The organism is Roseateles sp. GW821-FHT02E12 (assembly GCF_059421665.1).
Window position 1 is genome coordinate 285,706 of record NZ_JBWKVK010000001.1, and the last position, 24,591, is coordinate 310,296.

Annotated in this window: 23 protein-coding genes, 1 tRNA gene and 1 pseudogene; 16 read left to right on the forward strand and 9 right to left on the reverse strand. The window is 67.5% G+C overall.

Features of this window, described 5'->3' with window-relative positions:
* Positions 1-162 precede the first annotated feature (162 nt).
* From AC07V5_RS01295 to AC07V5_RS01320, 6 genes are read left to right on the forward strand one after another with little or no spacing between them, the layout of a single operon-like run.
* Positions 163-1,389 carry a cyanophycinase gene (locus AC07V5_RS01295; RefSeq protein WP_495113667.1) on the forward strand — a complete coding sequence of 409 codons (1,227 nt, stop codon included), beginning with the start codon at positions 163-165 and terminating at the stop codon, positions 1,387-1,389.
* Positions 1,389-2,507, forward strand: a complete 1,119-nt coding sequence (locus tag AC07V5_RS01300) for a succinylglutamate desuccinylase/aspartoacylase family protein (protein WP_495113668.1) — start codon at positions 1,389-1,391, stop codon at positions 2,505-2,507. Before AC07V5_RS01295 ends, AC07V5_RS01300 begins: the two co-directional genes overlap by 1 nt.
* Positions 2,504-3,892: a YfcC family protein gene (locus AC07V5_RS01305; RefSeq protein WP_495113669.1), complete on the forward strand. Its 1,389-nt coding sequence runs from the start codon at positions 2,504-2,506 to the stop codon at positions 3,890-3,892. The genes AC07V5_RS01300 and AC07V5_RS01305 overlap by 4 nt, the downstream gene beginning before the upstream one ends.
* Positions 3,893-3,905: 13 nt before the next feature.
* Positions 3,906-4,898 carry a GlxA family transcriptional regulator gene (locus tag AC07V5_RS01310; protein WP_495113670.1) on the forward strand — a complete coding sequence of 331 codons (993 nt, stop codon included), beginning with the start codon at positions 3,906-3,908 and terminating at the stop codon, positions 4,896-4,898.
* Positions 4,895-5,917, forward strand: coding sequence for an arginine N-succinyltransferase (locus AC07V5_RS01315; protein WP_495113671.1), 1,023 nt, complete (start codon positions 4,895-4,897; stop codon positions 5,915-5,917). Before AC07V5_RS01310 ends, AC07V5_RS01315 begins: the two co-directional genes overlap by 4 nt.
* Positions 5,914-6,573, forward strand: coding sequence for an arginine N-succinyltransferase (locus AC07V5_RS01320; protein ID WP_495113672.1), 660 nt, complete (start codon positions 5,914-5,916; stop codon positions 6,571-6,573). The genes AC07V5_RS01315 and AC07V5_RS01320 overlap by 4 nt, the downstream gene beginning before the upstream one ends.
* 182 nt (positions 6,574-6,755) lie before the next feature.
* Here the strand turns inward: AC07V5_RS01320 and AC07V5_RS01325 are convergent, their stop codons facing one another.
* The 3 genes from AC07V5_RS01325 to AC07V5_RS01335 all read right to left on the reverse strand — a co-directional run bounded on the left by AC07V5_RS01325 (position 6,756) and on the right by AC07V5_RS01335 (position 10,032).
* Complete coding sequence (locus tag AC07V5_RS01325; RefSeq protein WP_495113673.1) at positions 6,756-8,117, reverse strand: cyanophycinase; 1,362 nt, start codon at positions 8,115-8,117, stop codon at positions 6,756-6,758.
* Between the two features lie 185 nt (positions 8,118-8,302).
* Positions 8,303-9,052 (reverse strand): DUF2306 domain-containing protein, encoded by a 750-nt coding sequence (locus AC07V5_RS01330; RefSeq protein WP_495113674.1) that lies wholly within the window; start codon positions 9,050-9,052, stop codon positions 8,303-8,305.
* Positions 9,049-10,032 carry an extracellular catalytic domain type 1 short-chain-length polyhydroxyalkanoate depolymerase gene (locus AC07V5_RS01335; RefSeq protein WP_495113675.1) on the reverse strand — a complete coding sequence of 328 codons (984 nt, stop codon included), beginning with the start codon at positions 10,030-10,032 and terminating at the stop codon, positions 9,049-9,051. Before AC07V5_RS01335 ends, AC07V5_RS01330 begins: the two co-directional genes overlap by 4 nt.
* Before the next feature lie 289 nt (positions 10,033-10,321).
* Between AC07V5_RS01335 and AC07V5_RS01340 the strand changes: the two genes are divergently transcribed.
* The 10 genes and pseudogenes from AC07V5_RS01340 (at position 10,322) to AC07V5_RS01385 (ending at position 19,801) form a co-directional block, all read left to right on the forward strand.
* Positions 10,322-11,338, forward strand: coding sequence for a tetratricopeptide repeat protein (locus tag AC07V5_RS01340; protein WP_495113676.1), 1,017 nt, complete (start codon positions 10,322-10,324; stop codon positions 11,336-11,338).
* Positions 11,339-11,373: 35 nt separating this feature from the next.
* Positions 11,374-11,778 carry a hypothetical protein gene (locus AC07V5_RS01345; RefSeq protein WP_495113677.1) on the forward strand — a complete coding sequence of 135 codons (405 nt, stop codon included), beginning with the start codon at positions 11,374-11,376 and terminating at the stop codon, positions 11,776-11,778.
* A gap of 25 nt (positions 11,779-11,803) precedes the next feature.
* A complete protein-coding gene (locus AC07V5_RS01350) occupies positions 11,804-12,895 on the forward strand; it encodes a sensor histidine kinase (protein WP_495113678.1) in 1,092 nt (363 codons plus the stop codon).
* The gene (locus AC07V5_RS01355; protein WP_495113679.1) at positions 12,892-13,662 is read left to right on the forward strand and encodes a LytR/AlgR family response regulator transcription factor; all 771 of its coding nucleotides are present in this window, start codon (positions 12,892-12,894) and stop codon (positions 13,660-13,662) included. Before AC07V5_RS01350 ends, AC07V5_RS01355 begins: the two co-directional genes overlap by 4 nt.
* 133 nt (positions 13,663-13,795) lie before the next feature.
* Positions 13,796-15,313, forward strand: coding sequence for a Do family serine endopeptidase (locus AC07V5_RS01360; protein WP_495113680.1), 1,518 nt, complete (start codon positions 13,796-13,798; stop codon positions 15,311-15,313).
* A gap of 93 nt (positions 15,314-15,406) precedes the next feature.
* Positions 15,407-16,237 (forward strand): hypothetical protein, encoded by an 831-nt coding sequence (locus tag AC07V5_RS01365; RefSeq protein ID WP_495113681.1) that lies wholly within the window; start codon positions 15,407-15,409, stop codon positions 16,235-16,237.
* Between the two features lie 24 nt (positions 16,238-16,261).
* Positions 16,262-17,356 (forward strand): helix-turn-helix domain-containing protein, encoded by a 1,095-nt coding sequence (locus AC07V5_RS01370; RefSeq protein ID WP_495113682.1) that lies wholly within the window; start codon positions 16,262-16,264, stop codon positions 17,354-17,356.
* 15 nt (positions 17,357-17,371) lie between these two features.
* Positions 17,372-17,521 (forward strand): annotated as a pseudogene (locus AC07V5_RS01375) (hypothetical protein); the annotation flags it as partial.
* Positions 17,522-18,229: 708 nt separating this feature from the next.
* A complete protein-coding gene (locus AC07V5_RS01380; RefSeq protein WP_495113683.1) occupies positions 18,230-19,099 on the forward strand; it encodes an ABC transporter transmembrane domain-containing protein in 870 nt (289 codons plus the stop codon).
* A gap of 348 nt (positions 19,100-19,447) precedes the next feature.
* Positions 19,448-19,801 carry a hypothetical protein gene (locus AC07V5_RS01385; RefSeq protein WP_495113684.1) on the forward strand — a complete coding sequence of 118 codons (354 nt, stop codon included), beginning with the start codon at positions 19,448-19,450 and terminating at the stop codon, positions 19,799-19,801.
* A gap of 606 nt (positions 19,802-20,407) precedes the next feature.
* On the opposite strand, the gene AC07V5_RS01390 is transcribed toward AC07V5_RS01385, so the two are convergent.
* From AC07V5_RS01390 to AC07V5_RS01415, 6 genes are all read right to left on the reverse strand, one after another.
* Positions 20,408-21,256, reverse strand: coding sequence for a hypothetical protein (locus tag AC07V5_RS01390; RefSeq protein WP_495113685.1), 849 nt, complete (start codon positions 21,254-21,256; stop codon positions 20,408-20,410).
* Positions 21,253-21,783, reverse strand: a complete 531-nt coding sequence (locus tag AC07V5_RS01395; protein ID WP_495113686.1) for a hypothetical protein — start codon at positions 21,781-21,783, stop codon at positions 21,253-21,255. Before AC07V5_RS01395 ends, AC07V5_RS01390 begins: the two co-directional genes overlap by 4 nt.
* 183 nt (positions 21,784-21,966) lie before the next feature.
* Complete coding sequence (locus AC07V5_RS01400; RefSeq protein WP_495113687.1) at positions 21,967-22,176, reverse strand: helix-turn-helix transcriptional regulator; 210 nt, start codon at positions 22,174-22,176, stop codon at positions 21,967-21,969.
* A gap of 143 nt (positions 22,177-22,319) precedes the next feature.
* The gene (locus AC07V5_RS01405; RefSeq protein ID WP_495113688.1) at positions 22,320-23,561 is read right to left on the reverse strand and encodes a tyrosine-type recombinase/integrase; all 1,242 of its coding nucleotides are present in this window, start codon (positions 23,559-23,561) and stop codon (positions 22,320-22,322) included.
* Positions 23,562-23,736: 175 nt separating this feature from the next.
* Positions 23,737-23,812: transfer RNA gene (locus AC07V5_RS01410), tRNA-Phe, on the reverse strand.
* 71 nt (positions 23,813-23,883) lie between these two features.
* Complete coding sequence (locus AC07V5_RS01415) at positions 23,884-24,585, reverse strand: response regulator (protein ID WP_495113689.1); 702 nt, start codon at positions 24,583-24,585, stop codon at positions 23,884-23,886.
* Positions 24,586-24,591 lie beyond the last annotated feature (6 nt).

Genomic DNA, 24,591 nt, shown 5'->3' on the forward strand with positions numbered 1-24,591 from the left:
CGCTTGCACGCAAATGCGCGTCGCTTCTCGGCAAACACGGCGGGCGGGCCTGCAACAGCGCTTGCGTTGAAGCGACATGCAATTGCGTTGCTGGTGCCTGGCGCACCGCTTTGAGGCCTAACCCGATGGCTGCTGCCGCGCGGTGCTGCCAAGATGGGCCTCATGAGATTCCTGACCCGCTTCATCCTGATCGCGCTGTGGTGCGGCACCACCGCCCACGCCGGCACGGCCATCGTCATCGGTGGCGCCCTGAAGAACGACAACGAGGCCGTCTGGCAGCGCATCGTCGAAGAAGCGGGCGGCGCCGGTGCCCCCATCGCCGTGTTCGCCACCGCCGCGGCCAACCCCGAGCGCAGCGCCGGCCTCATCGTCGCGGCGCTGAACCGCCACGGCGCCAATGCCGAGGCCATCCCCGTCGCGCCGCGCCTGAAGGACATCGATCTGCAGGCCAACCTGAACGACTCCAAGTTGATCGCCAAGGTCGCCGCGTCCAAGGCCGTTTTCTTCTCGGGCGGCGCCCAGGAGCACATCGTCGACACGCTGCAGCCCAAGGGCGAGCCGACCGCCATGCTGAAGGCCATCTGGCAGGTCTTCGACGGCGGCGGCGTGGTGGCCGGCAGCAGCGCCGGCGCAGCCATCATGAGCCGCATGATGTTCCGCGACGCCGGGGACAACATGCAGATCCTGAAAGGCCAGTGGCGCGAAGGCCGAGAGTACGACCGCGGCCTGGGCTTCGTCGGCCACGACCTCTTCGTGGACCAGCACTTCCTCAAGCGCGGCCGCATCGGCCGCATGCTGCCGGCCATGCGCGCCTTCGGCTACACGCTGGGCCTGGGTGTGGAAGAGAACACCGCCGCCGTCGTCAAGGGCAGCGAGGTCGAAATCGTCGGCGCGCGCGGCGCCCTGCTGGTGGACCTGTCCGAAGCCACGGCCGACGCCAAGCTGCCCGCCTTCAATCTGCGCGGCGCCCTCATCAGCTACCTGGACCGCGGCGACAAACACAACCTCAAGAGCGGCGTCACGACACCCGCCGCGCACAAGCTGCGCGACCAGAAGATCGACCCCGCCGCGAGCGACTACAAGCCCTATCTGCAGAACGAGAACTACTTTCTCGACATCCTGGCCGACAACACCATCGTCACGGCCATGGCCCAGTTGCTGGACGGCCGGGCCCCCGAGGTGCGCGGCCTGGCCTATCGCGTCAGGCCCCGCCCCAACGACCTGTCACCCGAGCTCGGCTTCGAGTTCCGGCTCTACAAAGGGCCGGGCCTGGTCGGCTGGTTCAGCGGCGCGCTGGGCGGCGAGGACTACACCGTGCTGAAGGCCCGCCTGGACGTCATCCCCGTGCGCATGGCCGCTCCGCTCTTCACGCCGCTGGCACCTAACTGATGCGCTCCGTCCACCATGCACTGCCGGCCGCCAGCGCCGGCACGCAGCGCCATGTCCGCAGCCTGCATTTCGGCCGCGCGGAGTCGGGCCGCAAGGCCTACATCCACGCCTCGCTGCATGCCGACGAGGTGCCACCGATGCTGGTCGCCCAGGCACTCATCGAACGGCTGTCGGCACTCGATGCAGCGGGCGCCATTGCCGGCGAGATCGTCCTCGTGCCGCTGGCCAACCCCATCGGCCTCGCGCAGGATGTGCAGGGCACCGCCTTCGGCCGCTTCGACCTCGGCACGGGCGTCAACTTCAACCGCCAGTTCAAGCACCTGACGGCGGCGCTGATCCCACTGGTCGAATCGCAACTCGGTGCCGATGCTGCGGCCAACACCCGCACCATCCGCGCCGCCTGCCTTCAACTGCTGGCCGTCTGGCAGCCGATGAGTGAAGCCGAGGCCCTGAAGCGCCTGCTGCAGACCTTGGCCATGGATGCCGACCTGGTGCTGGACCTTCACTGCGACAACCAGGCCGTCATGCACGTCTACACCGGCACGCCGCAGACCGAGGCGCTGCGGCCGCTGGCTGGCTATCTCGGCGCGCAGGCGTTGCTGTTCAGCGAGGTGTCGGGCGACGACCCTTTTGACGAATCCATCTCGCGCATCTGGTGGGAGCTGGCGGCGCATTTCGAAGGCCGCTTCCCCATCGAGCGCAACGCCTGCCTGGCCGCGACTGTCGAGTTGCGCGGCGAGACCGAGGTGACGCACGAACTGGCCGAGCACGACGCCGATGCCCTGCTGGCCTACCTGCGCCATCTCGGCCATGTCGACGGCCTGGCACCGCCGCCGCCCACGGCCTGCGAGCCCACGCCACTGGAAGGCGTGGAGCCCATCACCGCGCCCACCAGTGGCATCGTCGTGTTCAACAAGGCGCCGGGCGACTGGGTGGAGGCGGGCGAGCTGGTGGCCGAGGTCATCGACCCGCTGACCGACGAGCGCGCGGCGCTTTACGCCCGCGCCAGTGGTCGCTGCTTCGCGCGCAGCGCCCGCCGCTTTGCCACCCGCGGCATGCGCCTGGCCAAGATCGCGGGCGCGGTGGCCTACCGGACCGGCCCGCTGCTGTCGCCATGAAGCTGCGCCTGCCCAACACCTATGTGCTGCTGTTCGCGCTGCTGGCGCTGATCGCGGCCGCCACCTGGGTCGTGCCCGGCGGGCGCTTCCAGACCGAGCTGGTCAACGGCAAGACGCTGATCGTCGCCGGCAGCTTCCACCTCATCGACGCCAAGCCGCAGGGCCTCACCGCGCTGCTGACGGCGCCCATCAAGGGCTTTGTCGAGGCGGCGCTGATCATCGGCTTCGTGCTCATCGTCGGCGGCGCCTTTGCGGTGCTGCAGCGCACCGAGGCCATCGACGCGCTGATCAAGTCCGTCGCCCGCGCCCACAGCCGCTCGGCCCTGGTGCGCGTGGCCGTCATCCCGGTCTTCGTCACGCTGTTCTCGCTCGGCGGCGCCAGTTTCGGCATGGCCGAGGAGGCCATTCCCTTCGTGCTGATCTTCATCCCGCTGGCCCTGGCGCTGAAGCTGGACACGCTGACCGGCGTGGCCATCCCCTTCGTTGGCTCGCAGGTGGGCTTTGCCACCGCCTTCCTGAACCCTTTCAACGTCGGCGTGGCGCAAGGCATTGCCGGCGTGCCGCTGTTCTCGGGCCTGGGCTATCGAGCGCTGTGCTGGGTCATCGCGACGACGGTCACCGTCGCCTTCCTGATGTGGTGGGCGGCGCGCATCAAGCGTGACCCGACGCTGAGCCCGACCTACGCGATGGACCAGGAGCGCCGCAAGACGCTGGACCTGGCCAGCTTCGAGGCCTTCACGGGCATGAGCGGCCGCCACCGCGCAGTGCTGTGGCTGTTCGCCGCCACGCTGCTCGTGATGATCGGCGGCGTCGTCAAGTACGGCTGGTACATCGAAGAGATCGCCGCCCTCTTCCTCGTCATGGCCGTCGCTGTCGGCATGTTGGCGCGGCTGTCGGCGGACGAGTTCATGGCCGCCTTCCTTCACGGTGCGCGCGACCTCGTCGGCACGGCGCTGGTCATCGCGCTGGCCAAGGGCACGGTCATCCTGATGCGCGAGGGCCAGATCATCGACACGCTGCTGAACGCGCTGGCGCCGCTGGTGGCGAGCAGCACGCCGGTGCTGGCGGCGCAGAAGATGTTCGCCATCCAGTCGGTCATCAACTTCTTCATCCACTCCGGTACCGGCCAGGCCGCGCTGACCATGCCCATCATGGCCCCGCTGGCCGACCTCGTCGGCGTGACGCGCCAGACGGCCGTGCTGGCCTTCCAGCTCGGCGAGCTGACCACGCCCATCATCCCGACCTCGGGGATCACCGTCGGTGTGCTGGCGCTGTCGGGCGTGCCCTTTGGCCAATGGGTGCGCTGGATGCTGCCGCTGCAGGCGATCTACCTCGTCATGGCCCTGGCGCTGCTGGCGGTGCCGGCGCTGATGCACTGGCAGTGAGACGATGGCGGGGATGACTGCCGCTCCCCTTCGCCGCGTCGGCCTGCTGCCGCTGCCGGGCTTCTCGATGCTGGCCCTCGCGGGCGTGCTCGACAGCCTGGCCGCGGCCAATGAGCTGCAGGCCGAGGTGGTGTGGCGGGGCGAGTGCCTGTCGCTCGCCGGCGGGCCGGTCGCGGCCGGCAACGGCGTGCAGTTGCTGACCGAGGTGCTGCCGCTGGACGCGGACTGGCACGCCGCCATCGTCATCGCCGCCGACACCAGCCCCTGCGACCCGGCGCTGGCCGCGCGGCTCAAGCGCTGGGCGGCGGACGGCGTCGTGCTGGGCGGCATCGATGCCGGCGCGGCCCAGCTCGCCGCCTGCGGCCTGCTCGACGGCCAGCGCGCCTGCGCCGACTGGCCGTTGCTGGACAGCCTGGCCGACAGCCACCCCGCCGTCGCCTGGGCCAACGGCCTGTGGGAGATCAGCGGCGACGGCCTGCGCCTGTCCGCTGCCTCCGGCTTGGCCAGCGTGGACCTGTGCTGCGCCTGGTTGGCCGCCCAGCATGGGGAGCGCCTGGGCCAGGAGCTCGCTGAAGCGCTGGGCCTGAAGAACCTGCGCCCGCGCGACGAGCGCCAGCGCGCCGGCTACAGCGAGCGCCGCGGCGCCGGCAGCCCCAAGCTGGCCGAGGCCCTGGCACTGATGGAAGCCAACCTCGGCGAGCCGCTGCCGACGGAAGAGGTTGCCACCCTCGTCGGCGTGTCGCGCCGCCAGTTGGAGCGCCTCTTCAAGCAGCACCTGGACACCCTGCCCTCGCGCCACTACCTGGAGCTGCGCCTGGCGCGCGCGCAACGGCTGCTGCAGCAGAGTTCGCAGTCCATCCTGCAGATCGGCCTCTCCTGCGGGTTTTCGTCCGGCCCGCATTTTTCCAACGCCTACAAGAGCCATTTCGGCCACACCCCGCGCGACGAGCGCAGCCGCCGCGCGCTGGCCTGGCGCAGCGGCCCCACCCAGGGAGACACCCCATGAACCACCTGCTGCTGCGGCCCGTGGCCGAGGCCGACCTGGCCGATCTCGTGCGCATGGCGGCGGCCAGTGCCGACGGCATCAGCTCGCTGCCCAACGACGAGGCCAAGCTGGCCGCGCGCATTGCCGCGTCGATGCAGTCCTTCGCGAGCCTGGACGACGCCAGCGGCGAGGAGACCTACCTCTTCGTCCTCGAAGACACAGCGGCTGGCCGTGTCGTCGGCTGCTCGGGCATCGCCGCCAGCGCCGGCTTCTTCGACCGCTTCTACAGCTACCGCAACGAGTTCGTCGTACACGCGAGCGCGGCCTTGGGCGTGTCGCAACGCATGCACACCCTGCACCTCTGCCACGACCTGACGGGCGCGACGCTGCTGACCTCCTTCTATCTCGACCCCGACTACGAGCACGGCCCCGCCGCCCAGTTGCTGTCGCGTGCACGGCTGCTCTTCATCCGAGCGCACGCGGCGCGCTTCTCGGAGCGCATTGCCGCCGAGAGCCCCGGCATCACCGACGCGGCAGGTCAGAGCCCCTTCTGGGACGCCGTTGGCCGGCGCTTCTTCGGCATGGACTACCCGCAGGCCGAGGTCATCGTCGGCGGCCGCAGCAAGGCCTTCATCGCCGACCTGATGCCGCCCTCGCCCATCTACGTGGCGCTGTTGCCCGAGGCCGCGCAGTGGGCGCTGGGCCAGCTGCACCCGGTGGGCGAGCTGCCCTTCTCGGTGCTGCAGGACGAAGGCTTCGACGCGGACAGCTATGTGGACATCTTCGACGGCGGGCCGACCGTGGAGGCGCCGCTGGCGTCGCTGCGCAGCGTGAGGCTGGCGCGCGAGGTGGTGGTGCAGGCCGAAGCCGATGCAGGCCCGCGCGAGTGGGCGTTGCTGGCGTGCACGGAACGCTCGCGCTTTCGCGCCGTCATCGCCGAGGTGGGCCGAGAGATCGACGCCGACACCGCCTCGCGTGTGGGCGCGCAGCCCGGCGAGCGTCTCGTCATGACGCCGCTGCAGACGGAGGTGGCCGCATGAGCCGCGTTCACATCACCGCCGAGCCAGTCGGCCTGCGCCTGGCGCTGGGCGACGCGAGCGCCTCGCTGCTGCTAGTGCCGCGCCTGGGCCTGAAGCTGCCGCGCTATCACTTCCGCCTTGGCCGCGTCGTGCATGCAGCGGCGGAGCTGGACCTGTTCCGCGTGCAGACGACGCTGCTGCTCGGCAACGACCACACTGGCAGCGCCGAGCTGGCCGAGATGCGCACCGCGCCGGGCTTGAGCGAGGCCTATCAGGAAGCGGCGCTGTCGCTGCTCATCGCCGCCGCCCAGGCGCAGCTGCGCGAGCGCCCGGCCGACTTCGGCGACTGGCTGGTGGCCGAACTGCCTGGTTGGGTAGACGAAGAACAGCGCTCGCCCTTCTGGCAGGCGCTGGGCGCGCGCTTCTACCCAGGCGACCCTGCCGAGGCAGAGGCGCGGCTGGGGCCGGATTGGCGCAGCCACCTCGCGGCCCTGCTGCCGCGGCAGACGGTCTACCTGTCCTTCCTCAGCGAAGCCGCGGAGGGCCATGTCCTGGACGTGAACGCCCAGGCGCGGCCCGCCTTGCGCGCGCTGCAGGCGGCGGGCTTTCACCCGCCGGTGCATGCGCGCATCGACGACGGCGGGCCGGTGCTGGCCTGGCCGGTGCCTCGCGGCTAACAATTCACCGGGCGCAGGAGGGGCGGGCGTTGCGATCGCTTGTCGCGATGAAACACCGCCGGTGGAAAAGCCGGGATGCGGCTGCGCGCAATTACGCAGGTAAAGGAGGAGCGCCGCAAAGCGGCGCGGGGGACACGGAGTAATTGCGTGCAGCCGTGTCCCGGCGGCACACCTCGATTGCGTCAGTAGATATCCACCTTCACCTTGTCCACCGTGTACTTGCCACTGCTGTAGTAGCCCTTGCTCGTCGCGTCGCGCGTGAAGCGCAGGCGGATGACGGGTGCGCTGCCGGGGTAGCTGGGGCCGCTGCTGTAGACCGGCACGGGTGCAGTGCCGATGTTGATCGTTGGCGTCTGGTCCACCGTGCGTGTCAGCGATTTGGACGTCTCGAGCGCCGCGAAGATATCCGCCGAGTTGTAGGCGCTGCTGTAGTAGTAGGCCGTGCCGATGGCGCTCTTGCTGCTGGTAACGACCTTGCTCGAGTAGTTGTACTTGTCACCCGGCGTCAGCAGGCTCACGCGCAGGCCGTTGACCTTGTAGTAACTGCCCGTCTGCACGCTCGCCGCCGCGGTGTCGACGATGAGCAGCTTGTTGGTGCCGTAGACGGTGGCCGTCTGCGCCGAGGTATCGACGACGACGCCGGTGTTCTCGTCGACACCGAAGCCCTGCGCCACGCTCAGGTCGCGCAGCGCGGCCGCCAGGCGGCCCAGGCGCCCGGAGCGGCTGTCGAAATGGGTGTCGCTGAGGATGCCTGCGGGCAGGAAGCCCAGGGCCTTCATCGTGGCGCCGTTCTCCAGGTAGCGCAGGGCGGCCAGGCCGTCGCGCGTGTCGCCCAGCGTGGCATAGCCGGTGACGGCCGTGTCGGGCAGATCGGCGCCGTAGTAGAGGTAGCCGTAGCTGACGCCGGCCGCATGCATCTTCACGTTCAGCGCGTGGTTGCCGGCCGAGTCGCCGGCGATGACGATGCTGCCGCCGCCATTGCTCCAGCGGCTGCGCAGCGCGGCGGCCAGGGCCGAGTCGGCGCCGCTGTCGGTCAGCAGCGTGCGAATGATCTTGGCCTGGTCGCCACCGACGAACCACACCGCATCGGCCTGGTTGAGGATGGCGATGTTGGCCTGGCCCTCGGGCGTACTGGCGCTGGCATGCACGCCGTAGTTGTCGACGTGGGCGGTGATGAACTTGGGCGAGAAGCCGTGCGTCTGGAAGAGGTTGTAGTAGCCGCGCTTGAGCGGCGAGGAGCCACTGGCCGGGATGTCGTTCTGGAAGGCGTCCAGCCCGGTGGCGTAGCTGTCCTTGGCGGCTGTGACGACGGCGATGCGCGGGCAGGCCGTCGTCGTCCAGTTCGTGCCGCAGCTGCTGGTGCTGTTGATGTTGGGCGTGAAGCCTGTGTCGCGGCCGGTGGCCTTGCGCAGGCCGTTGACGAAGAGGTCGACGTTGGCGTCCTCATAGGCGCCGCCGGACAGGAAGAGCTTGCCGGCCGAGGCCGGTGCGCTGGCCAGACCGAACAGCAAGGCCCCAACGAGGGCGGTGATGGTTTTCTTCATGGCATTCCAGGCGAGAAGGGCGGCGCCGGGATGGCGGCCTCGACCCTGGATGCACGGTAGTGAGGGCCTCGCGCGCTGGGTAGGCGGGGACTTGCAGCCGCGCGACATGGACTTGCGTCGGCGTGCCTCACCCGGGAATGTCCCGGGCGGGTTGTCACGGAGTTCTGGATGACTGGCGCGCTGGATCAAGGGGCCGCTGGCGGCACAGCAAGGCCCCGCGAGCGGGCACGGCGCCGGTAGGCGCCGTAGCCCACATGGCCCAGCCAATAGAGCAGCAAACCCAGGATCAGCAGGGCCGGCAAAAACAACCAGCCCCGCAGCGCCTTCGGGAACAGCTGCTGCTGGCCCAGGAACAGGGAGTTGGCCGCGATGAAGAACGCCACCGTCATGCGCCACAGATGGCGCGCCAGGCGCATCGCGCCGCTGACGCCGCGCCGCAGGATCAGCCGCAGATCCCCCACCGCCGCCAGGCTGCCGATCAACATGAACATCACGAAGGCAGCGGCCGGCTGGCCGTCCAGATTGCCCGTCGGGGTTTGCGCTGCCAGGCTCATCAGGTAGGCGCCGGCCCCCACCACGGATGAAGAGGTCAGCAGCAGGCCGTAGTCGAAGGCGCCGACCTGACCCGGCTTGCGCTTGACGGCCGCCCAGCTGCTGAGCACCAGGTAGAAGGTCAGCACCCCGGCCACCACCGAGGCCCGTTCGGGCGTGGGCAGAAACGGCGCCACCGTGGCCCCGATGGTGGACATGATGAGCATGGCGATGACGAAGACGTTGCCGGCCAGGCGGTGCAGGCGCGAGCCCTTGCGAAACACAAAGGCGGCCGTGCCAGCCAGCAGAGCCGCCATGCCGGCGCCGATGTGCAGATAGAGCACCACCGCGGCGGCGGCATGCACCAGCACGTGGCTGTCGGGGGAGATGTGCAGGACGCTCATTTCGATTGCCTCTCAAAGAAGGCCCAGATCAGGACCGGTCCGTTGGGCTCCATGGGGGAAGGACCCAGCAGGCGGGGGCGGCGCGCCCAGGGCTGTGGCAGCCCGTGGCCGGCGCCGTGCAGGGTCACCAGCTCCACCTCGGTGCGGCCGTCGGCCGCCTGCCAGCGGGCATGTTCGACACGGCTGCCTTGCACCGTTGGCGTCAGGCTGACCTGGGGCCGCCCGGCGATGGCGTTGCGGTCCGCGAAGTACTGGGCCGATGCAGTGGAGGAGATGACCTGCCCCCCCTTGTAGAACAGCCCCAGCAAGTTGATCTCGCCGCCGGCATAGGGCACCAGTGGGTCCGCGGTGCCGTTCAGGATCATGACCGAGGGGGTCTGCGCAACCGGCTGGCACTGGAAGTTCTGCGGCGCCGGCACGTTGGCCGCCACGGCAGCCACCGCGCGGTAGCGCTGCGGGTGCTCCAGCGCCAGGCGCAGGGCCATCGAGCCGCCGTTTGAGACGCCGGTCGCAAACACGCGCTGGGGATCGACCCCGATCTCGCCGACCAATTTGTCCACCAGCGCCGCCAGGAAAGCGGCATCGTCGGCGCGCACGCCGTTGACAGCCGTGTTGCCGATGGAGCTGCAATCGTTCCAGTCAAAGCCAAAGGACTTGGGATAGACCACGGCAAAGCCATGCTGGTCGGCCAGGCGCTCGAAGCCATAGCCTGTACCCACGCGAATGGCCTGCGGGCCTTCACCCGAACCGTGCATCACCAGCACCAGGGGCGCCCCCTTGGGCAGGCCCTTGGGCACATAGCTTCGGTAGCTGCGCTGGAGGCCGGCCACTTCGATGGTGGCCTTGCTCAGCGTGCCGGAGAGCTGCGGCAGCTCGGGCTCGGGGGTGTAGAGGAAATAGGCAAACAGTGCGGCCAACAGCACCACCAGGGCGAGCAGGCCGAGGAGGCCGATCAGCAGGAAGCGCGCAATTCTTTTCATGGCGGTGCGATGGCTGCGGTGAGGGCGCCACTGTGACTCAGGCCCGCCCGCGGCCGGGCTACCACCCGATCAAGCACGCCGCCGCCTTGACGAGCGACGGCTGGCGAGGACGAACGACGCCGGCACCGGTCACGCCGTCCGCTGCGTCACTCGTCCCGGCCCGTCGTGCTTGAGAACCCGCACGGCGTGGCTGGTCTGAACCGCGGGGTGCGCAGGCTAGCGGCCCAAAACAATCGCCCTGTCGCTTTGAAATTCAAGCCGCAACGCCCTCTTAGAAAGCCAGCCGACCATGAAAACGCCCACTGCCCGCCACCCCCTTTTGATCGCCGCCGTTCTGGCCGCCCTGGCCTTGGGCAGCGCCCAGGCAGCGGTCTTCAAGGACGCCCAGTTGGAGTCGCTTCACGAGGCCGGCAAATTCGCCGAACTTGAACAGCAAGCCCAAACCCGCTTGAAGGTCAGCCCCGCCGATGCCGAGGCGCGCGCCGCCCTGGTACTGGGCTTGAGCCTGGCGGACCCCACAGACGCCCAGCGCCTGGAGGCCGGTGCCCAGCAAGCCAGGCTCTGCATCGAGCAGCACCCGAACGTGGCCGCCTGCCACCTCGCGGCGGCCCAGAACCTCGGCCTGCAAATGCTCAATATGGGCATGGCCAAGGCCATGCGCAGCGTGGGCAGCTTGAAAGACCTCTGGATTCGCACGCTGGAGCTGGAGCCGACCAGCTTCACGGCCCGCGTGCAACTGGCCAAGCTCTACGTGATGCTGCCCGGCATGATAGGCGGCAGCACCTCCAAGGCCAGGGAGCTGGAGGCGGCCGTGCGCAGCAGCCAACCCGAGACGGCGCGCATCATCCGCGTGCACATCGCGGCCGAGGCCAAGAAGTGGGCCGAGATGGAAGCCGAATTGCTGGCGCTGAAGCCCACCAAGGACTCCGCCATGCTCGAAGAAGTGCGCGAGGCCACCATGCAGCTCGCCCTCGTCTTCCTGAAGGACGGCAAGGACCTGGCCAAGGCCAAGAGCCTGTATGAGTCTCTGCAACGCGATCAACCCGGCCGGGCCGCAGGTTTCTACGGCGCGGCGCGCGTCCAGGCCGCGCTGGGCCAACCGGATGACGCCATTCGCCTGTTCGAGCGCGCCAAGACCCTCGCCGGTGCCGACGACTTTCCGCTTGACCAGCGCCTCGCCGACACCCTCCTGGCCAAGGGCGACAAGGCGCAGGCCAAGGCTACCTACGAGCGCTTCATCGCCAACAAGCGCGCCAAGCCGGCCAATGTCGAAGAAGCGCGCAAGAGCCTGGCCAAGCTCGGCTGAACCGCGTCGCCCAAACTTTTGCCGAGATCACCCTGATGAACGACGTTCCCCTCTGGCGCCTGCATCTGCTGCGCGCCTTCTACCTGCTGGTCACCGTGGGCCTGGCGCTCAGCTTCGGCCCGGCCATGTTTCAACACAGCGACCAGTGGGCCCAGCGCAAGGGCGAAACGGCAGCGCTGCTGAGCGGCCTGGCCATCCTCTGCGCCTGGGGCCTGCGCTACCCGCTGCAGATGCTGCCGCTGCTGATCTTCGAGCTGATCTGGAAGACCGTCTGGCTCGCGGCGATTGCCTATCCGCTGTGGCGGGCGGGCGCGATCACGCCTGCCGTGCAAGGGACCGCCGAAGCCTGTTTGATGGGGCTGGTGCTGACGCCCCTGGTGCTGCCTTGGCGCTACATCGCGCACCACTACTTCCGCAAGCCCGCCGAGCGCTTTCGCTAGACCCGAACCCGTTTACCCTGCCCCCATGACCTCCAGATCCGCCCCCCAACTCAGCGCGTCGAGCCCGCCCTCGAATTGGCGCGCCGCGTTCGCCTGGCGGCGCCTGCGCACCGTCGCCATCATTTGCGCGCTGTTCGTCCTGCTGTTCAGCTTTGGCTGGGACGCACAGATGTGGACGCTGGTGGCGCGGGTGTACGGCGTGGGCCTGGCGCTGCTGCTGGTCTTCGGCCTGTTCGAGCAATGGCCGCGCCGCTTGCCCAGGTGGATGGCGCGCTGGGCCCTGCAGGTGGCGGCCGTGGGCGTGACGGTGCCGTTGGCCTTCTTAGTGGCCTTTCTGTTGCAAACCGCAGCCGGCGCTCCGATGTTCTGGACCCAGCCTGCCCGCCTGGAAGGCTTCATGACCTTCACGTTCCTGGGCATGCTGGTGGCGCCTTGGACGGCGCTGGCGGCACTGCTGCGCCAACGTGAGGCCAAAGTGGAAAAACAAGCGATCGACTTCGAGCTGGAGCGCAGCGAGATGGCCCGCCAGGCACTCGACGCGCGCATGCGGCTGCTCACCGCGCAGGCCCAGCCGCATTTCCTCTTCAACACCCTGGCCAATGTGCAGGCCCTGGTGGAAGCCGGATCGCCGCGGGCACCCAAGCTGCTGCAAAGCCTGACCGAGTACCTGCGCGCCGCCGTGCCGCGCCTGGATGGATCGGCCAACACCCTGGGCCAGGAGCTGGAGCTGGTGCGCGCCTACCTGGAACTGATGCAGATGCGCATGCCCGACCGGCTGGCCTTCGCACTGCATGTCGACCCCGCCGTCCACCTGCTGAGCTGCCTGCCCATGACCCTGCTGACCCTGGTCGAGAATGCCGTCCAGCATGGCATCGACCCCAGCGAAGAGGGCGGCCGCATCGACGTCCATGCCGAAGCCTTGGAGGGCGGGCGCTGCCGCCTGCGCGTGGTCGATACCGGCGTGGGCCTGCAGGCCAGCGGCGGCGGCCTGGGCACCGGACTGGCGGCGCTGCGTGAGCGCCTGCTGTGGGCCTACGGGGGCGGCGCGACCTTGGCGCTGAACGAGGTCATGCCGCACGGTGTGGAAGCCAGGATAGAGTTTTCCGAGAAGCCATGAACCCCACTGCCCTGATCGCCGACGACGAGCCGCTGCTGAGGGAGATCCTTGAAGCACGCCTGGCCGCCGCCTGGCCGGAATTGCAGATCGTGGCGCAGGCCCGCAACGGCCGCCAGGCCATCGAACTGTTCGAGCAGCATCAGCCCGCCATCTGTTTTCTGGACGTGCACATGCCGGGCCTCAGTGGCGTGGAAGTGGCGCGGCATGTGGGCAAGCGCGCGCACCTGGTGTTTGTCACCGCGTTCGACCAGTACGCGCTCGAAGCCTTTCAGCACGGCGTGCTGGACTACCTGGTCAAGCCGGTCACGCCGGCGCGCCTGGCCGAGACGGTGGAGCGCCTGAAGGCGCGCTTGCAGCAGGCGCAACCGGCCGTGCACAGCGAGCTGCTGCTGACCCAGCTGGCCGCGCGGCTCAAGCTGGACCAGCCCAAGCCGCTGGACTGGATACGCGCCACCGTGGGGTCGTCCCTGCGCATGATCCCCATCGCCGACATCGACTACCTCAAGAGCGACACCAAGTACACCTTGGTGGCTTATCGCGACGAAGGCCAGGCGGCCGAGGCGCTGATCCGCACGCCGCTCAAAGACCTGCTGGCCCAGCTGGACCCCGCGCACTTCGCCCAGGTGCATCGCTCGGTGGTGATCAATCTGCGCTCGATCCGCTGCGTCACGCGCGGCGAGAACGAGACCGCCGACATCGAGCTCAAAGGCCGCACGGAGCGCCTGCCGGTGAGCCGCAGCTATCTGCATCTGTTCAAGGAGATGTAGGCGCAGGCGCGGCGGCGCGGCGCCCCGCCCAACCGCCTTAACTTTCGCCTCACCTTCGCCTCATCCCCCCCTCACCCTCGCTGCCTAGAGTGCGTCGCATCGGCTGCACCGCAGCCTGTATGAGGAGTGAACGATGACCCGCACCGCCAAGACCGCACTGACCGCCACGGCCGCCGCCCTGCTTGCCGCCGGCGTGACGATCACGACCGGCGCCTCGGGCTGGACGGCGCCCGCCTGGTTGAAGGACAAGGCCGCCAGCGACGCACCGGCCAACGCAAGCCCCACTGCTGTGGCCGCAGCCGCCGCCATCGTGGCCGCGCCCGCTGCCGCGCTGCCGCCGGCCCAACTGCCCAACTACCGCGCCATCGTGCAGACCCAAGGCCCGGCCGTCGTCGGCATCACCGTCGCCGGCCTGCACAAGGCCAGCGCGGAGGACAGCGACGACGCGCAGCAGGGCATGGAGAACGACCCCTTCTTCCGCTTCTTCCGCGGCGTGCCGGGCCTGCGCATGCAGCCGCGCGGCGCGCAACCCTTCCGCGGCCAGGGCTCGGGCTTCATCATCAGCGCCGACGGCCTGGTGCTGACCAATGCCCACGTCGTGCGCGACGCCAAGCAGGTCACCGTCAAGCTCAGCGACCGCCGCGAGTTCTCGGCCCAGGTGCTGGGCAGCGACCCCGCCACCGACATCGCCGTGCTCAAGCTCGACGCCAAGGGCCTGCCCACCGTGCAGCTGGGCGACCCGAAGCAGGTGCAGGTGGGCGACTACGTGCTGGCCATCGGCGCGCCTTACGGCTTCGAGCAGACGGCCACGCAGGGCATCGTCAGTGCCAAGGGCCGCTCGCTGCCGGGCGACAGCAGCGTCGTGCCCTTCATCCAGACCGACGCGGCCGTGAACCCCGGCAACTCCGGTGGCCCGCTGTTCGACGCCTCGGGCCGGGTCGTCGGCGTGAACGCGCAGATCTACTCGCAAAGCGGTGGCTTCCAGGGCCTGGCCTTCTCCATCCCGATGGACGTGGCCCTGCGCATCAAGGACCAGATCGTTGCCCACGGCAAGGTGGAGCACGCCCGCCTGGGCGTCACGCTGCAGGACCTGTCGGCACCACTGGCCGCGTCCTTTGGCCTGAACGCGCCGGACGGTGCGCTGGTGTCCAGCGTCATGCCGGGCAGCGCCGCGGCCAAGGCCGGGCTGAAGGCGGGCGACGTCATCACCTCGGTCGACGACGAGCCGGTGCGCATCGCCGGCGACGTGTCCAGCCGCGTGGGCCTGGCCCGGCCGGGCGACAAGCTCAAGCTGGAGCTCTGGCGCGACAAGGGCCGCGTCAGCGAGACCGTGGCCCTGGGCCGCGCCGACAAGGACCCGCAGGAAGCCAGCGCCGCGCCCGAGGGCGGTTCGCTCGGCCTGGCGCTGCGCCCGCTGGAGCGCCAGGAGTTGCGGGGCTCAGGGCTGGACCACGGCCTGCTGATCGAACGGGTGACCGGCCCGGCGCAGTTGGCTGGCGTGCAGGCCGGCGACGTACTGCTGGCGCTGAACGGCAAGCCGGTGCAGGACATTGACCAGGTGCGCGCAGCGATGAAGGGCAGCCCCAAGCAGGTCGCCCTGCTGGTGTCGCGCGACGGGCAGCAGATCTTCGTGCCGGTGCGGCTGGGCTGATCGAGCGCCAGAACTGTCCCTTTCGAACGAGAGGGACAGTTCTCCGCTCTGTGGCGGAGAGCATGGCCGGGCCAACTCCGAGCCCGAAACGCCATGCACCTCCCTGCTTTCACGCGAGCCCCGCGCCGCGTCGCCCTGACCTTGCTGATGGCGCTGAGTGCCCTCGGCTCTGCCAGCGCCGAGCCGCAACACCAGCCGCCCGCCAACCTCGTCGGCCTTGACCTGAACCTGCAGGTCGAGAAGACCGAAGGCCCTGCCGCAGGCAGCTACCCCAACCAAGGCGCCATCGTCCGCCGCATCCTGCCGCGCGGGCAGTGGACGTCGCAGGGCGCCGGCGGCTCCAACCATCGGGACAGCCAAGGCCGCTCGCAGTGGCGCCAAAGCGCCCCGCACACCTGGGTCGAGACCGCCAGCGACGCCTCGGGCCAGCCGGCCGCCTCCAGCTTCAGCTACCACTTCGACACGCCGCAGGGCGGCCGCTGGGTGTGGCGCATCGACCAGGGCCAGGCCACGCTCAGCGGCAGCTTCACGACGTCGCCCAGCGCCCCCGCGCCGGAGCAGCAACTCGCCCCGGCCACCAACGCCGGCCTGCACGTGCCGCTGGTCATCAAGGCCGCCGTGTCACCCACGCTGCCGCCGGACCGCTATCCCAGGGCTGGCCTCGTGCTGCAGACCTATGCCGCGGACGGCACGCTGACCTTGCGCGGCTTCGGCCCGGGCACGCTCGACTCGACGGGCACCTATGTCTACAAGCGCCTGTCGGCCAACACGGCGGTGGAAGAGACAGTGCAGACCAGCAGCTTCTTCACGCTGCCGTACACGATGGTCTACACCTTCAAGACGGCCAACTCGGGCGTCTGGTACCAGAACTTCGGCAACGGGCTGATCTACTTCTCCGGTACCTTCGACACCTTCCCGCGCTGAACACGGCGCGCATGCCGCCCTGCCATGACCGAACTCCTCAAGGCCGTGAGCTTGTGTTCCGCAAGCCTCGGTGGCTGGACGCTGCTGAGCTTGCTGCTGTCGCGCCGTGGTGAACCCGCCTTGCGCCGCACGCTGGCGGCCCTGGTGGCCCTGCTGATGCTGCCGCCGTTGCGCCTGTACCTGGAGCTGGCTCGTGGCGAACCCTGGGCGCCTCTGAGCATCTGGAGTCATTCCATGACCTGGGCCTACGGGCCGCTGCTGCTGCGCGCCGAGGGCCTGGCGCTGCTGTGGCCACCGGGCCGCTGGCTCAGCCCCTGGCTGGGTTTGCCGGTGCTGCTGGTGGGCGCGGCAGGCGCGGCCGGTGCCGACTGGGTGAACTCGCCGGTGATGGTCGCGCTGGTGGCCCTGCACACGCTGGCCTATGCCGGCTACGCCACCCACCAGGCCTGGCGCGAACGTTCGCGGCTGCGTCAGTTGGCCACCGGCCACCGCAACAGCCGTGCTCATTGGATGCTCTTCACCGCCGCTGGGCTCGCGGCCTTCAGCGTCTGGGATCTGGGCGTGTTCGCCCTGGCCACGGCTGGCGCCTTGCCACCCGGCGGGCTGCTGATCAGCGTGAGCCTCGGCGCGGCGCTCTACGTGGACGGCATCGCGCTGCTGGCCTTGTATCCACCGGCCTGGCTGGACGCGGCCGAAGCCGCAGCACCGCCACCGGTCGAGCCGATCGAGCCCCCCAAGCCCGCGCCGCGCATGCTCGAACTCAGCCCCGACGCGGCCCGCGAACTCGCCACCCGGCTCGAGCAGCTCGCGCAGACGCAAGGCCCGCACCGCGACCCCGACATCTCACTGCCTCGCCTGGCCGCGCTGATGGACATCACGCCCCACCAGCTGTCTGAACTGCTCAACCTGCACCTGGGCAGCAGCTTCTACGACTACCTGAACCAGTGCCGGCATGAAGACGCCCTGCGCCTGCTGGAACAAGGCGGCGCCGACCTCACCGTGGCCGACATCGCCTACCGCGCAGGCTTCAACAACCGCAACAGCTTCTACAAGGTGTTCAAGGAGAAGACCGGCATGACGCCGTCGGACTACCGGCGCCAGCACCAGCGTCGTGCCTGACTCGAGCGCTTCTGGCGCGCCGACCAAACCGGGGCCAGTGGCAGCGGGCTGGGCCTTGCCATCGTGAGCCAGGTAGGGCACAGGCTCGGCGGCACGATCACTGTCGGCCCAGGCTTGCTGGGGCGCGGCGTGGCCTTCACCGCGAGCAGCCTGGTGCGGGGCTGAATATTCGTGATGCGGCGCCGCCAAGAGAGCCCTGCCGTTGGCCCGCGTTCATTCGTGCAACAGCGTGCCACCATCATTTCGGCCTTGCTACCCATCACTCCGATTCGTCCTAAATAGGACCGCTGGATACCCTGGCAGCTCTTGTCTACCTCGGCCTGGAGGTGATGGCATCTGGAGATCTGACAGGGATCGGCGCTGTCGAGCGCACATTCAGGCGCCGAATCCATGCAGGCGCATGTCTATGTGCTCACAGAACGGACCAGGCGCTCAATAGAAGTGCTTCTCTCAAACGCCGGGCATTCATCCGACCTGAGGGGAGAGTGTTCGTACAAAGCAAAAGTGTCTGTGAGAGAGGCTATTGATGGCATCGGCGTGCATAACGCCCACTCTCCGCGTCATGTAAACGCTCTCACGGACTTGACGGAGCGAAAAGGCGGTCGGCGCCTCTGGCGCGTGAATCTTTACAGCCCGCTTGTATGAGTGGCAGACCCCTCAGTCTGCGGATTAGTCACGCGGAAAAGCGCGCCTTTCTTCAGACAATTCCGCTCGTCAAGAAACGTTAAGCCCGTCTGAACGGGCACGCAACCTCCCATGAATCAGTCAGCAAGCCGACCGGCTCTTGAGCCGGCCGCGGGCGAAGCCTTGCCCTCACAAACTGCTCAAGAGGCCCCGGGAGACACCGCACCTCCAGCCAACGCCCTACAGGCGTTGGCCATCCTCGCTCGGCTGCATCACGTGGCTGCGGAGCCGCACGCGCTGCGCCATGAGCTAGGCCTGGGCGAGAACGACCACGTCTCTCGTCAAGACCTGCTGCTGGCGGCCAAACACATCGGCCTCAAGGCCAAGGCCTCGCAAAGCTCCACCGAGCGTCTGACACTGGCGCCCCTGCCCGCGCTGGCGGTCATGAGCGACGGCCGCCTCGTCGTACTGGCCCAATGCGATGGTCAGCGCGTGCTCTTCATGGACCCGTCGGCCGTGGCCGCCGACGGCGCCCAGGCCGCGCGCCCCACCATCGAACCATTGGAAGTCTTCGCCGGCCAATGGAGTGGCGAACTCATCCTCGTCACCAGCCGCGCCAGCCTCGCCGGCTCACTCGCCAAATTCGACTTCTCCTGGTTCATTCCGAGCATCGTCAAGCACCGCAAGCTGCTGGGCGAGGTGCTGCTGGTCTCCTTATTCCTGCAGCTCTTCGCGCTCGTATCGCCGCTGTTCTTCCAGGTGGTGATGGACAAGGTGCTGGTGCACAAGGGCGTGACGACCCTGGACGTCATCGTCATCGGCCTGGTCGTCATCATGCTGTTCGAGAGCGCGCTGACGGTGCTTCGCTCCTACGTCTTCAGCCACACCACGAGTCGCATCGATGTTGAGCTGGGCGCCCGCTTGTTCCGCCACCTGCTGAACCTGCCGCTCGCCTACTTCCAGGCGCGCCGCGTGGGTGACTCAGTGGCCCGCGTGCGCGAGCTGGAGAACATCCGCCAGTTCCTCACAGGCAGCCTTGCATCAGCGGCAAGATTTGTAGATATGAACGCCGATTGCAGAAAAGCCCCGTCCAGTTTCCTGTGCGGGGCTCTCACCTAAGTACCTGTCGGCCTTAGTAAATTCTGGTGGCTGGGGCTCTACAGAAAGATGCCCGCCAGACCGCATGAATGCTGGGTTTGTTGTTTTTTTGATAGCAATCTACCCCCAAAGTTACCCACAGAGTGGGCGGGGTGCCCTTCCTGGGAACTCCCTCTCCTCCAAGAAGAACGTAAACGGGCCCTCGCGACCCGTTTCTACGTTCTACCCATCATGCTGCCCATCAAGCGATGGTGTCATTGCTGGAGTCCATGCGCGTGCGACTAGCGGGGAAAGCCTAGCATTGCCGCGCCGCCGCTTGCCCCCTCGCCCGCTACAGTGCTTCTTCAAGTGAGTGAGGGAGATGCACCGATGAACTGGACGAGATTCGGCCGCCTGCTGGCCGTCATGGGCGCTATAGGACTGCTTGCAGGGTTCTGCTGGCACCAGTCCGCCGACACCAGCTCCGAGGTCTATAAGACGTTTTTCGCTGACGAAGCGCAGCGGGATGAGGATCTGAGAATCCGCAGGGGACTGTCGCACTACACGGACCTCGGTGCGATTGCCGGCGGTGCGGAGATCAAACAGGGGCGTAACGATCGGCGCACCGAGGGCAGGTACGCGATGATGGTGTTCATCGGTGTGGCGGCGCTCGGTTTGGCGATTAGCTCATCAGCAACTGGTGCTCCAGCGCAGTCCTCGTCTGTGCGTCGAAAGGCGCGTTAGACAAGCCGGTGCGGAATGCGGGGCACGCTGAATGACCTTGCATCCCCTATAAGCATTGACATCTGCGCGCCCGGGAACACTGCGTCACGTCTACATCGGGTGTCGAGCGATTGCCTGAACTTATAGGGTGGAATCACCAGGGCTCTGGTCTATAAGAACCGCCCTCATAGGGCGCCCACTACACAACGATGCCCTTGAGCCTCCGACCGCTTTTTCTAGGGGTACCAGGGTCAGACGTTGCCTCGTCCGGCCGGTGTCCGCCTGTCTCAGGCTTCGCCCTGGATTTTCTGGGGGGATGTTCGGACTCGTTGGGGCCGGCGGTCAGTTGGACTGCGGATTGAGACTGGGCACGTCCATGGCCTGCGCATACGGCTTTATCTGTGTCTTCTGGGGTTCCGAGCATGTTCGGGTACCTGACGTGCGTCAGGTACTGGCGACGGCTCCGGGTACCTGACGAACGTCAGGTACCCCCGTCAGGTACCGCCTGTCAGGTACATCAAATCGAGTTTGATCAATGTTCATCGGTGTTCTGGGGCGATGGGCAATTGAGAAGCCGCACCCCACCCGGAGGGTGGGGAGGGGGTGCATCGCTTAGGCAGAAATTGATCATTTCGGACGCCATGTCGCTGTCTGAAAACCGAGCTGCTGGGCGAACTTTTCGCGCTTCTCCGCCGCCGATTGCTTGGTGACTTGGGCGCCCGTCATCCAGCCGTAGATCAGGGCGGAGTCAGTCGGACTGCCCCCGGCCAGCTCGATTGCTTCCACCCATGCCAGACGCGCAGCGACCAGCGTTTTATCCAGGCCCGGCCGATCAGCGAAGACGTTGCGAGCCTTCGCGATGCGCTTCTCGCGGATCGTCATGATCCGCTTCGCGCTGTCCTGGGTGAGCAGCCCTGTGAGGGAGTAGCAATGGGGGGCGGGTATGTCCAGACCCACCGACAGCCGCGCAGGCTTCAGGGACGAATTTGCGATCCTCTCTGCAATGCGCTCATCCAAGCCCCAGCGGAAGATGTCGCGCCACTGGGAGCGCTCCGGGACGTGCCTTGAACCCAGCGTGTGGCACAGCCAGTCCAGATCAATCCAGCGCAGCAGCGCCCGCCTCCTACAGGCAGCACTGATCGGCCTGGGGGCGCTGGGCGGTAGAGCGAATTCCGGGATGTTGGGCGCGGCTTCGGGAGGGACATAGGTCGGCAGGTTGCGCCATCGCGGCCCCACACCCCGCCGCGTCAGCTCTCGGTTCGTCAACCACAACTGCACGATGGTCTCGGGGGTGTTGGGGGACATCGGCTGCCAAATCAACCGCTCATTGAGTTCGCGAAGTTGGGCGACGCTGGGCAAAGAAAAAGCGGCTTGCGCCGCTTCTGAGTCTGCCCGCCGCTCCGGCGTCATCTTGTCCCGCCAGACCCGCAGGGTCTGAACCGGATTCACGACTTCACTCGTGCGGCGCTCGCTCATGGTTCCTGCATCGGCATGAAGATGATGAACAAGTTGTCCGACTGAACCAGCACGATGGGCCGCCCGTCGTCACGCATGCCCATGTGGGCGATGGCATGGCCTGCCGGGTGGTCGGTCTGGATGATGCGGGTGCGCGCCAGCTCATCTGCCCACACGTCTGCCGTGACGTAGTAGACCCGGTTAAGCGCGTCTACAGCGTCTTGGGGCACTTCCTCAAGGGCGAGGTAGCCTGCTGGGCTCTGCGCGGGCTCTGGCGGGGTTGGTGAGGGCTGTTGGGGCGGATCGATCAAGCCGCGAGCAAGGGCATCACGCGCCATTTCGTGATGCCCAACTTCGCCCGGACGGCACGCCTGGACGACCGTGCCGCCCAGCCCGCCGGGCAGTTCGGTTAGGACAGCGTCGCCGCCCAGATACTCGGCCGTGTGGGTCTTGACGCCGGTATTGGGGTCGGTGTGCGTATGGAGGATTTCGCACTGCAGCAGGGTGGCGTTGAAGTCGTCGCCGTCAAAGAAATGGAGATGGAGCATTTGTGTCCGTTGGGGTTTGGGCATAGCTACGCCCATGCGCTGAGGGCAGCGCCAAATTGAAGGGGTGTTTGCGACCGCGAAGAACGGGCGCGAGGAGGTCAGCCGATAGCGGGCCCGGGTGATTCGGCCGGGTCTGCGATGTACCCCGTGCGCCGGCCTTGATGCCCGGTCGGGGTCACACCGTCAAGCACTGGCATTGCGTTCAGCACGGGTGCTAATCCACGCCTGGACATCGGTACTGAGCCAGGCCACGCATCGCGGGCTGAGTCTGCGCGCCTGTGGAAATTGGTGATTTCGCTGGAGGGCATACAGAGAGCTTTTTCGGAGCCCCGTTGCCGCCATCACGGCATCCAGTCTTAGCAAGGTTTCGGTCGTTGGTTCTTCGGTAGCCATGTTTTCCTTTGGTTAGTTGACTTCAGACTTTCTTGGCCTCTTTCGGTCCCGAGGAGGTCTGTAAAGTCCAGTATAGCGTTAGTGGTCACTAACTAAGGAAAAACTAAGGGTATACACCCATTAGCGCTTACCGGCCTTCGTGTTTATACCGTCTTCCGGTTGAGCGACACGACTTCCGCGCCCTTGCGTAGCATGTCCAGGTAGTCAGCCCAGGTCTGCATCATTGCTCGCCGCTGCTCGATGAATTCGGTGCGGTTGTAAGCCCGCCCCAGGCTGTCTTTGACGCTGTGCGCGAGCTGGGCTTCGATGACCGATTCGTCGATGCCCAGCCGCTCGACCAGCATCGTGCGGGCCGTGGCCCGGAATCCGTGCCCCGTTACTTCCTCCGCAGCAAAGCCCATGGCCCGCAGGGCCGCGTTCACCGTGTTTTCGCTCATGGGCCTATCGTGGTGGCGCTCGCCCCGGAACACATAGGCATTGCGCCCGGTCAACGGCTCCAGCTCTCTCAAGGCTGCGACCGCTTGGGCGGGCAAGGGCACCAGATGCGGCGCTCCGTGTAGCTTGCCCGCCTTCTCGCGCTTCATCCGGGCGGCCGGCACAACCCATGTTGCTCCGTCAAGATCGAACTCTGACCATTGGGCGTGCCGCAGTTCACCAGGGCGGAGAAGCAGCATCGGCGCGAGTTGCAGAGCAGCGCGGACGACTGGCGTACCTGCATACCCTGTGCAGGCCCGCAGAAGCTCTGCTAATCGCTCCGGTCTGGTTATCGCGGGAAAGTGCTTGACCATGGGCTTGCGTAGCGCGTCCTTCAGGTCGCGAGCTGGGTCGCTAGTGGCGCGGCCGGTGACTACGGCGAAGCGGAACACCTGTGAGCAGTTCTCGCGGGCGCGGTGGGCGGTCTCAATCACCCCGCGCCCCTCGATGCGGCGCAGAACCTCCAGCAGCTCGGGTGGCGTCACATCGGCGACCGGGCGCCGCCCGATGTACGGGAACACATCCGCTTCTAGCCGGGCAACGATCTTCTCGCCATAGCTGGCCGACCACTCGCCCCGCTTGGTGGCGTACCACTCGCGGGCGACAACTTCAAAGCTGTTTGCCGCATCGCCTTCGCGGGCAGTCTTGGCGGCCTTCCGTGCGACGGAGGGATCAGCGCCAGAGGCCAACAGCTTGCGCAGCTCGTCGCGCTTGGCCCGCGCTTCGCCGAGACTCACATCCGGGTACACGCCCAGGGATAGCAGTTTCTCGCGCCCGGCAAATCGGAAGCGCCAGCGCCACCACTTGCCGCCCTCCGGCCGAACCTCAAGGTACAGGCCCGCCCCATCACTGAGCTTGCGGGACTTCTCTGTAGGTTTTGCGTTGCGGACTGTCGCGTCAGTCAATGGCATGGCGGGTCTCGTGCGGGTAACAGGGCGCCAGGGTAAGCGATCTACCCGCATAGCTACCCGCTGTCAGGACCGGATGCCAGCGCACCTATCCGCACCTCGCTGGAAACAAAAAAGCCCTAGAGCGTTGATTTCTCTAGGGCTTTTGGACTTCAGCGGACCTTGCCGAACTCTTGTTTGGTGGCCTGGGGCGGAATCGAACCACCGACACGCGGATTTTCAATCCGCTGCTCTACCAACTGAGCTACCAGGCCTTTGTCTTGCTCCTGAACGGCTAGCGCCGCTCAGCGAAGTCCAAGACTGTAGCACAAGCTACAGGGCCGAGTCACCCACCGGCGCCGCGCTTGTTCCTGCTCAGGTCCACGCCCAGCTGCTTGAGCTTGCGGTAGAGGTGGGTGCGCTCCAGGCCGGTCTTTTCGGCGACGCGGGTCATGGAGCCGTTTTCCTTGGCGAGGTGGAACTCGAAGTAGCTCTTCTCGAAGGCGTCGCGCGCCTCGCGCAGCGGGCGGTCGAGCTCGAAGCTCTGCTCCGACGCGAGCGCATTGCTGCTCGGCATGTGGCTGGACAGCGCCAGCCCGTGGCCAGGCGCGGCGGACAAGCCGCTGACCTCGGCGCGCGTGTAGCTGGGCATGCCGACTGCAGCGGGCGCGGGGCGCGGCGGGGCGGTCTTGACGAGGGCCTGCTCGACGGCGCGCAGCAGCTTTTGCAGCGTGATGGGTTTTTCGAGGAAGGCGATGGCGCCGAACTTGGTGGCCTCGACCGCCGTGTCGATGGTGCCGTGGCCGCTCATCATGATGACGGGCATGGTGAGCAGGCCGGCGCCGCCCCATTCCTTGAGCAGGGTGACGCCGTCGACATCGGGCATCCAGATGTCGAGCAGCACGAGGTCGGGGCGCATGCGTTCGCGTACCGAGCGCGCCTGGGTGGCGTTCTCGGCAAGCTCGATGGTGTGCCCCTCGTCGCTGAGGATTTCGGACAGCAGAGCGCGGATGCCCAGCTCGTCGTCGACAACAAGAATCGTGGCCATGAAACC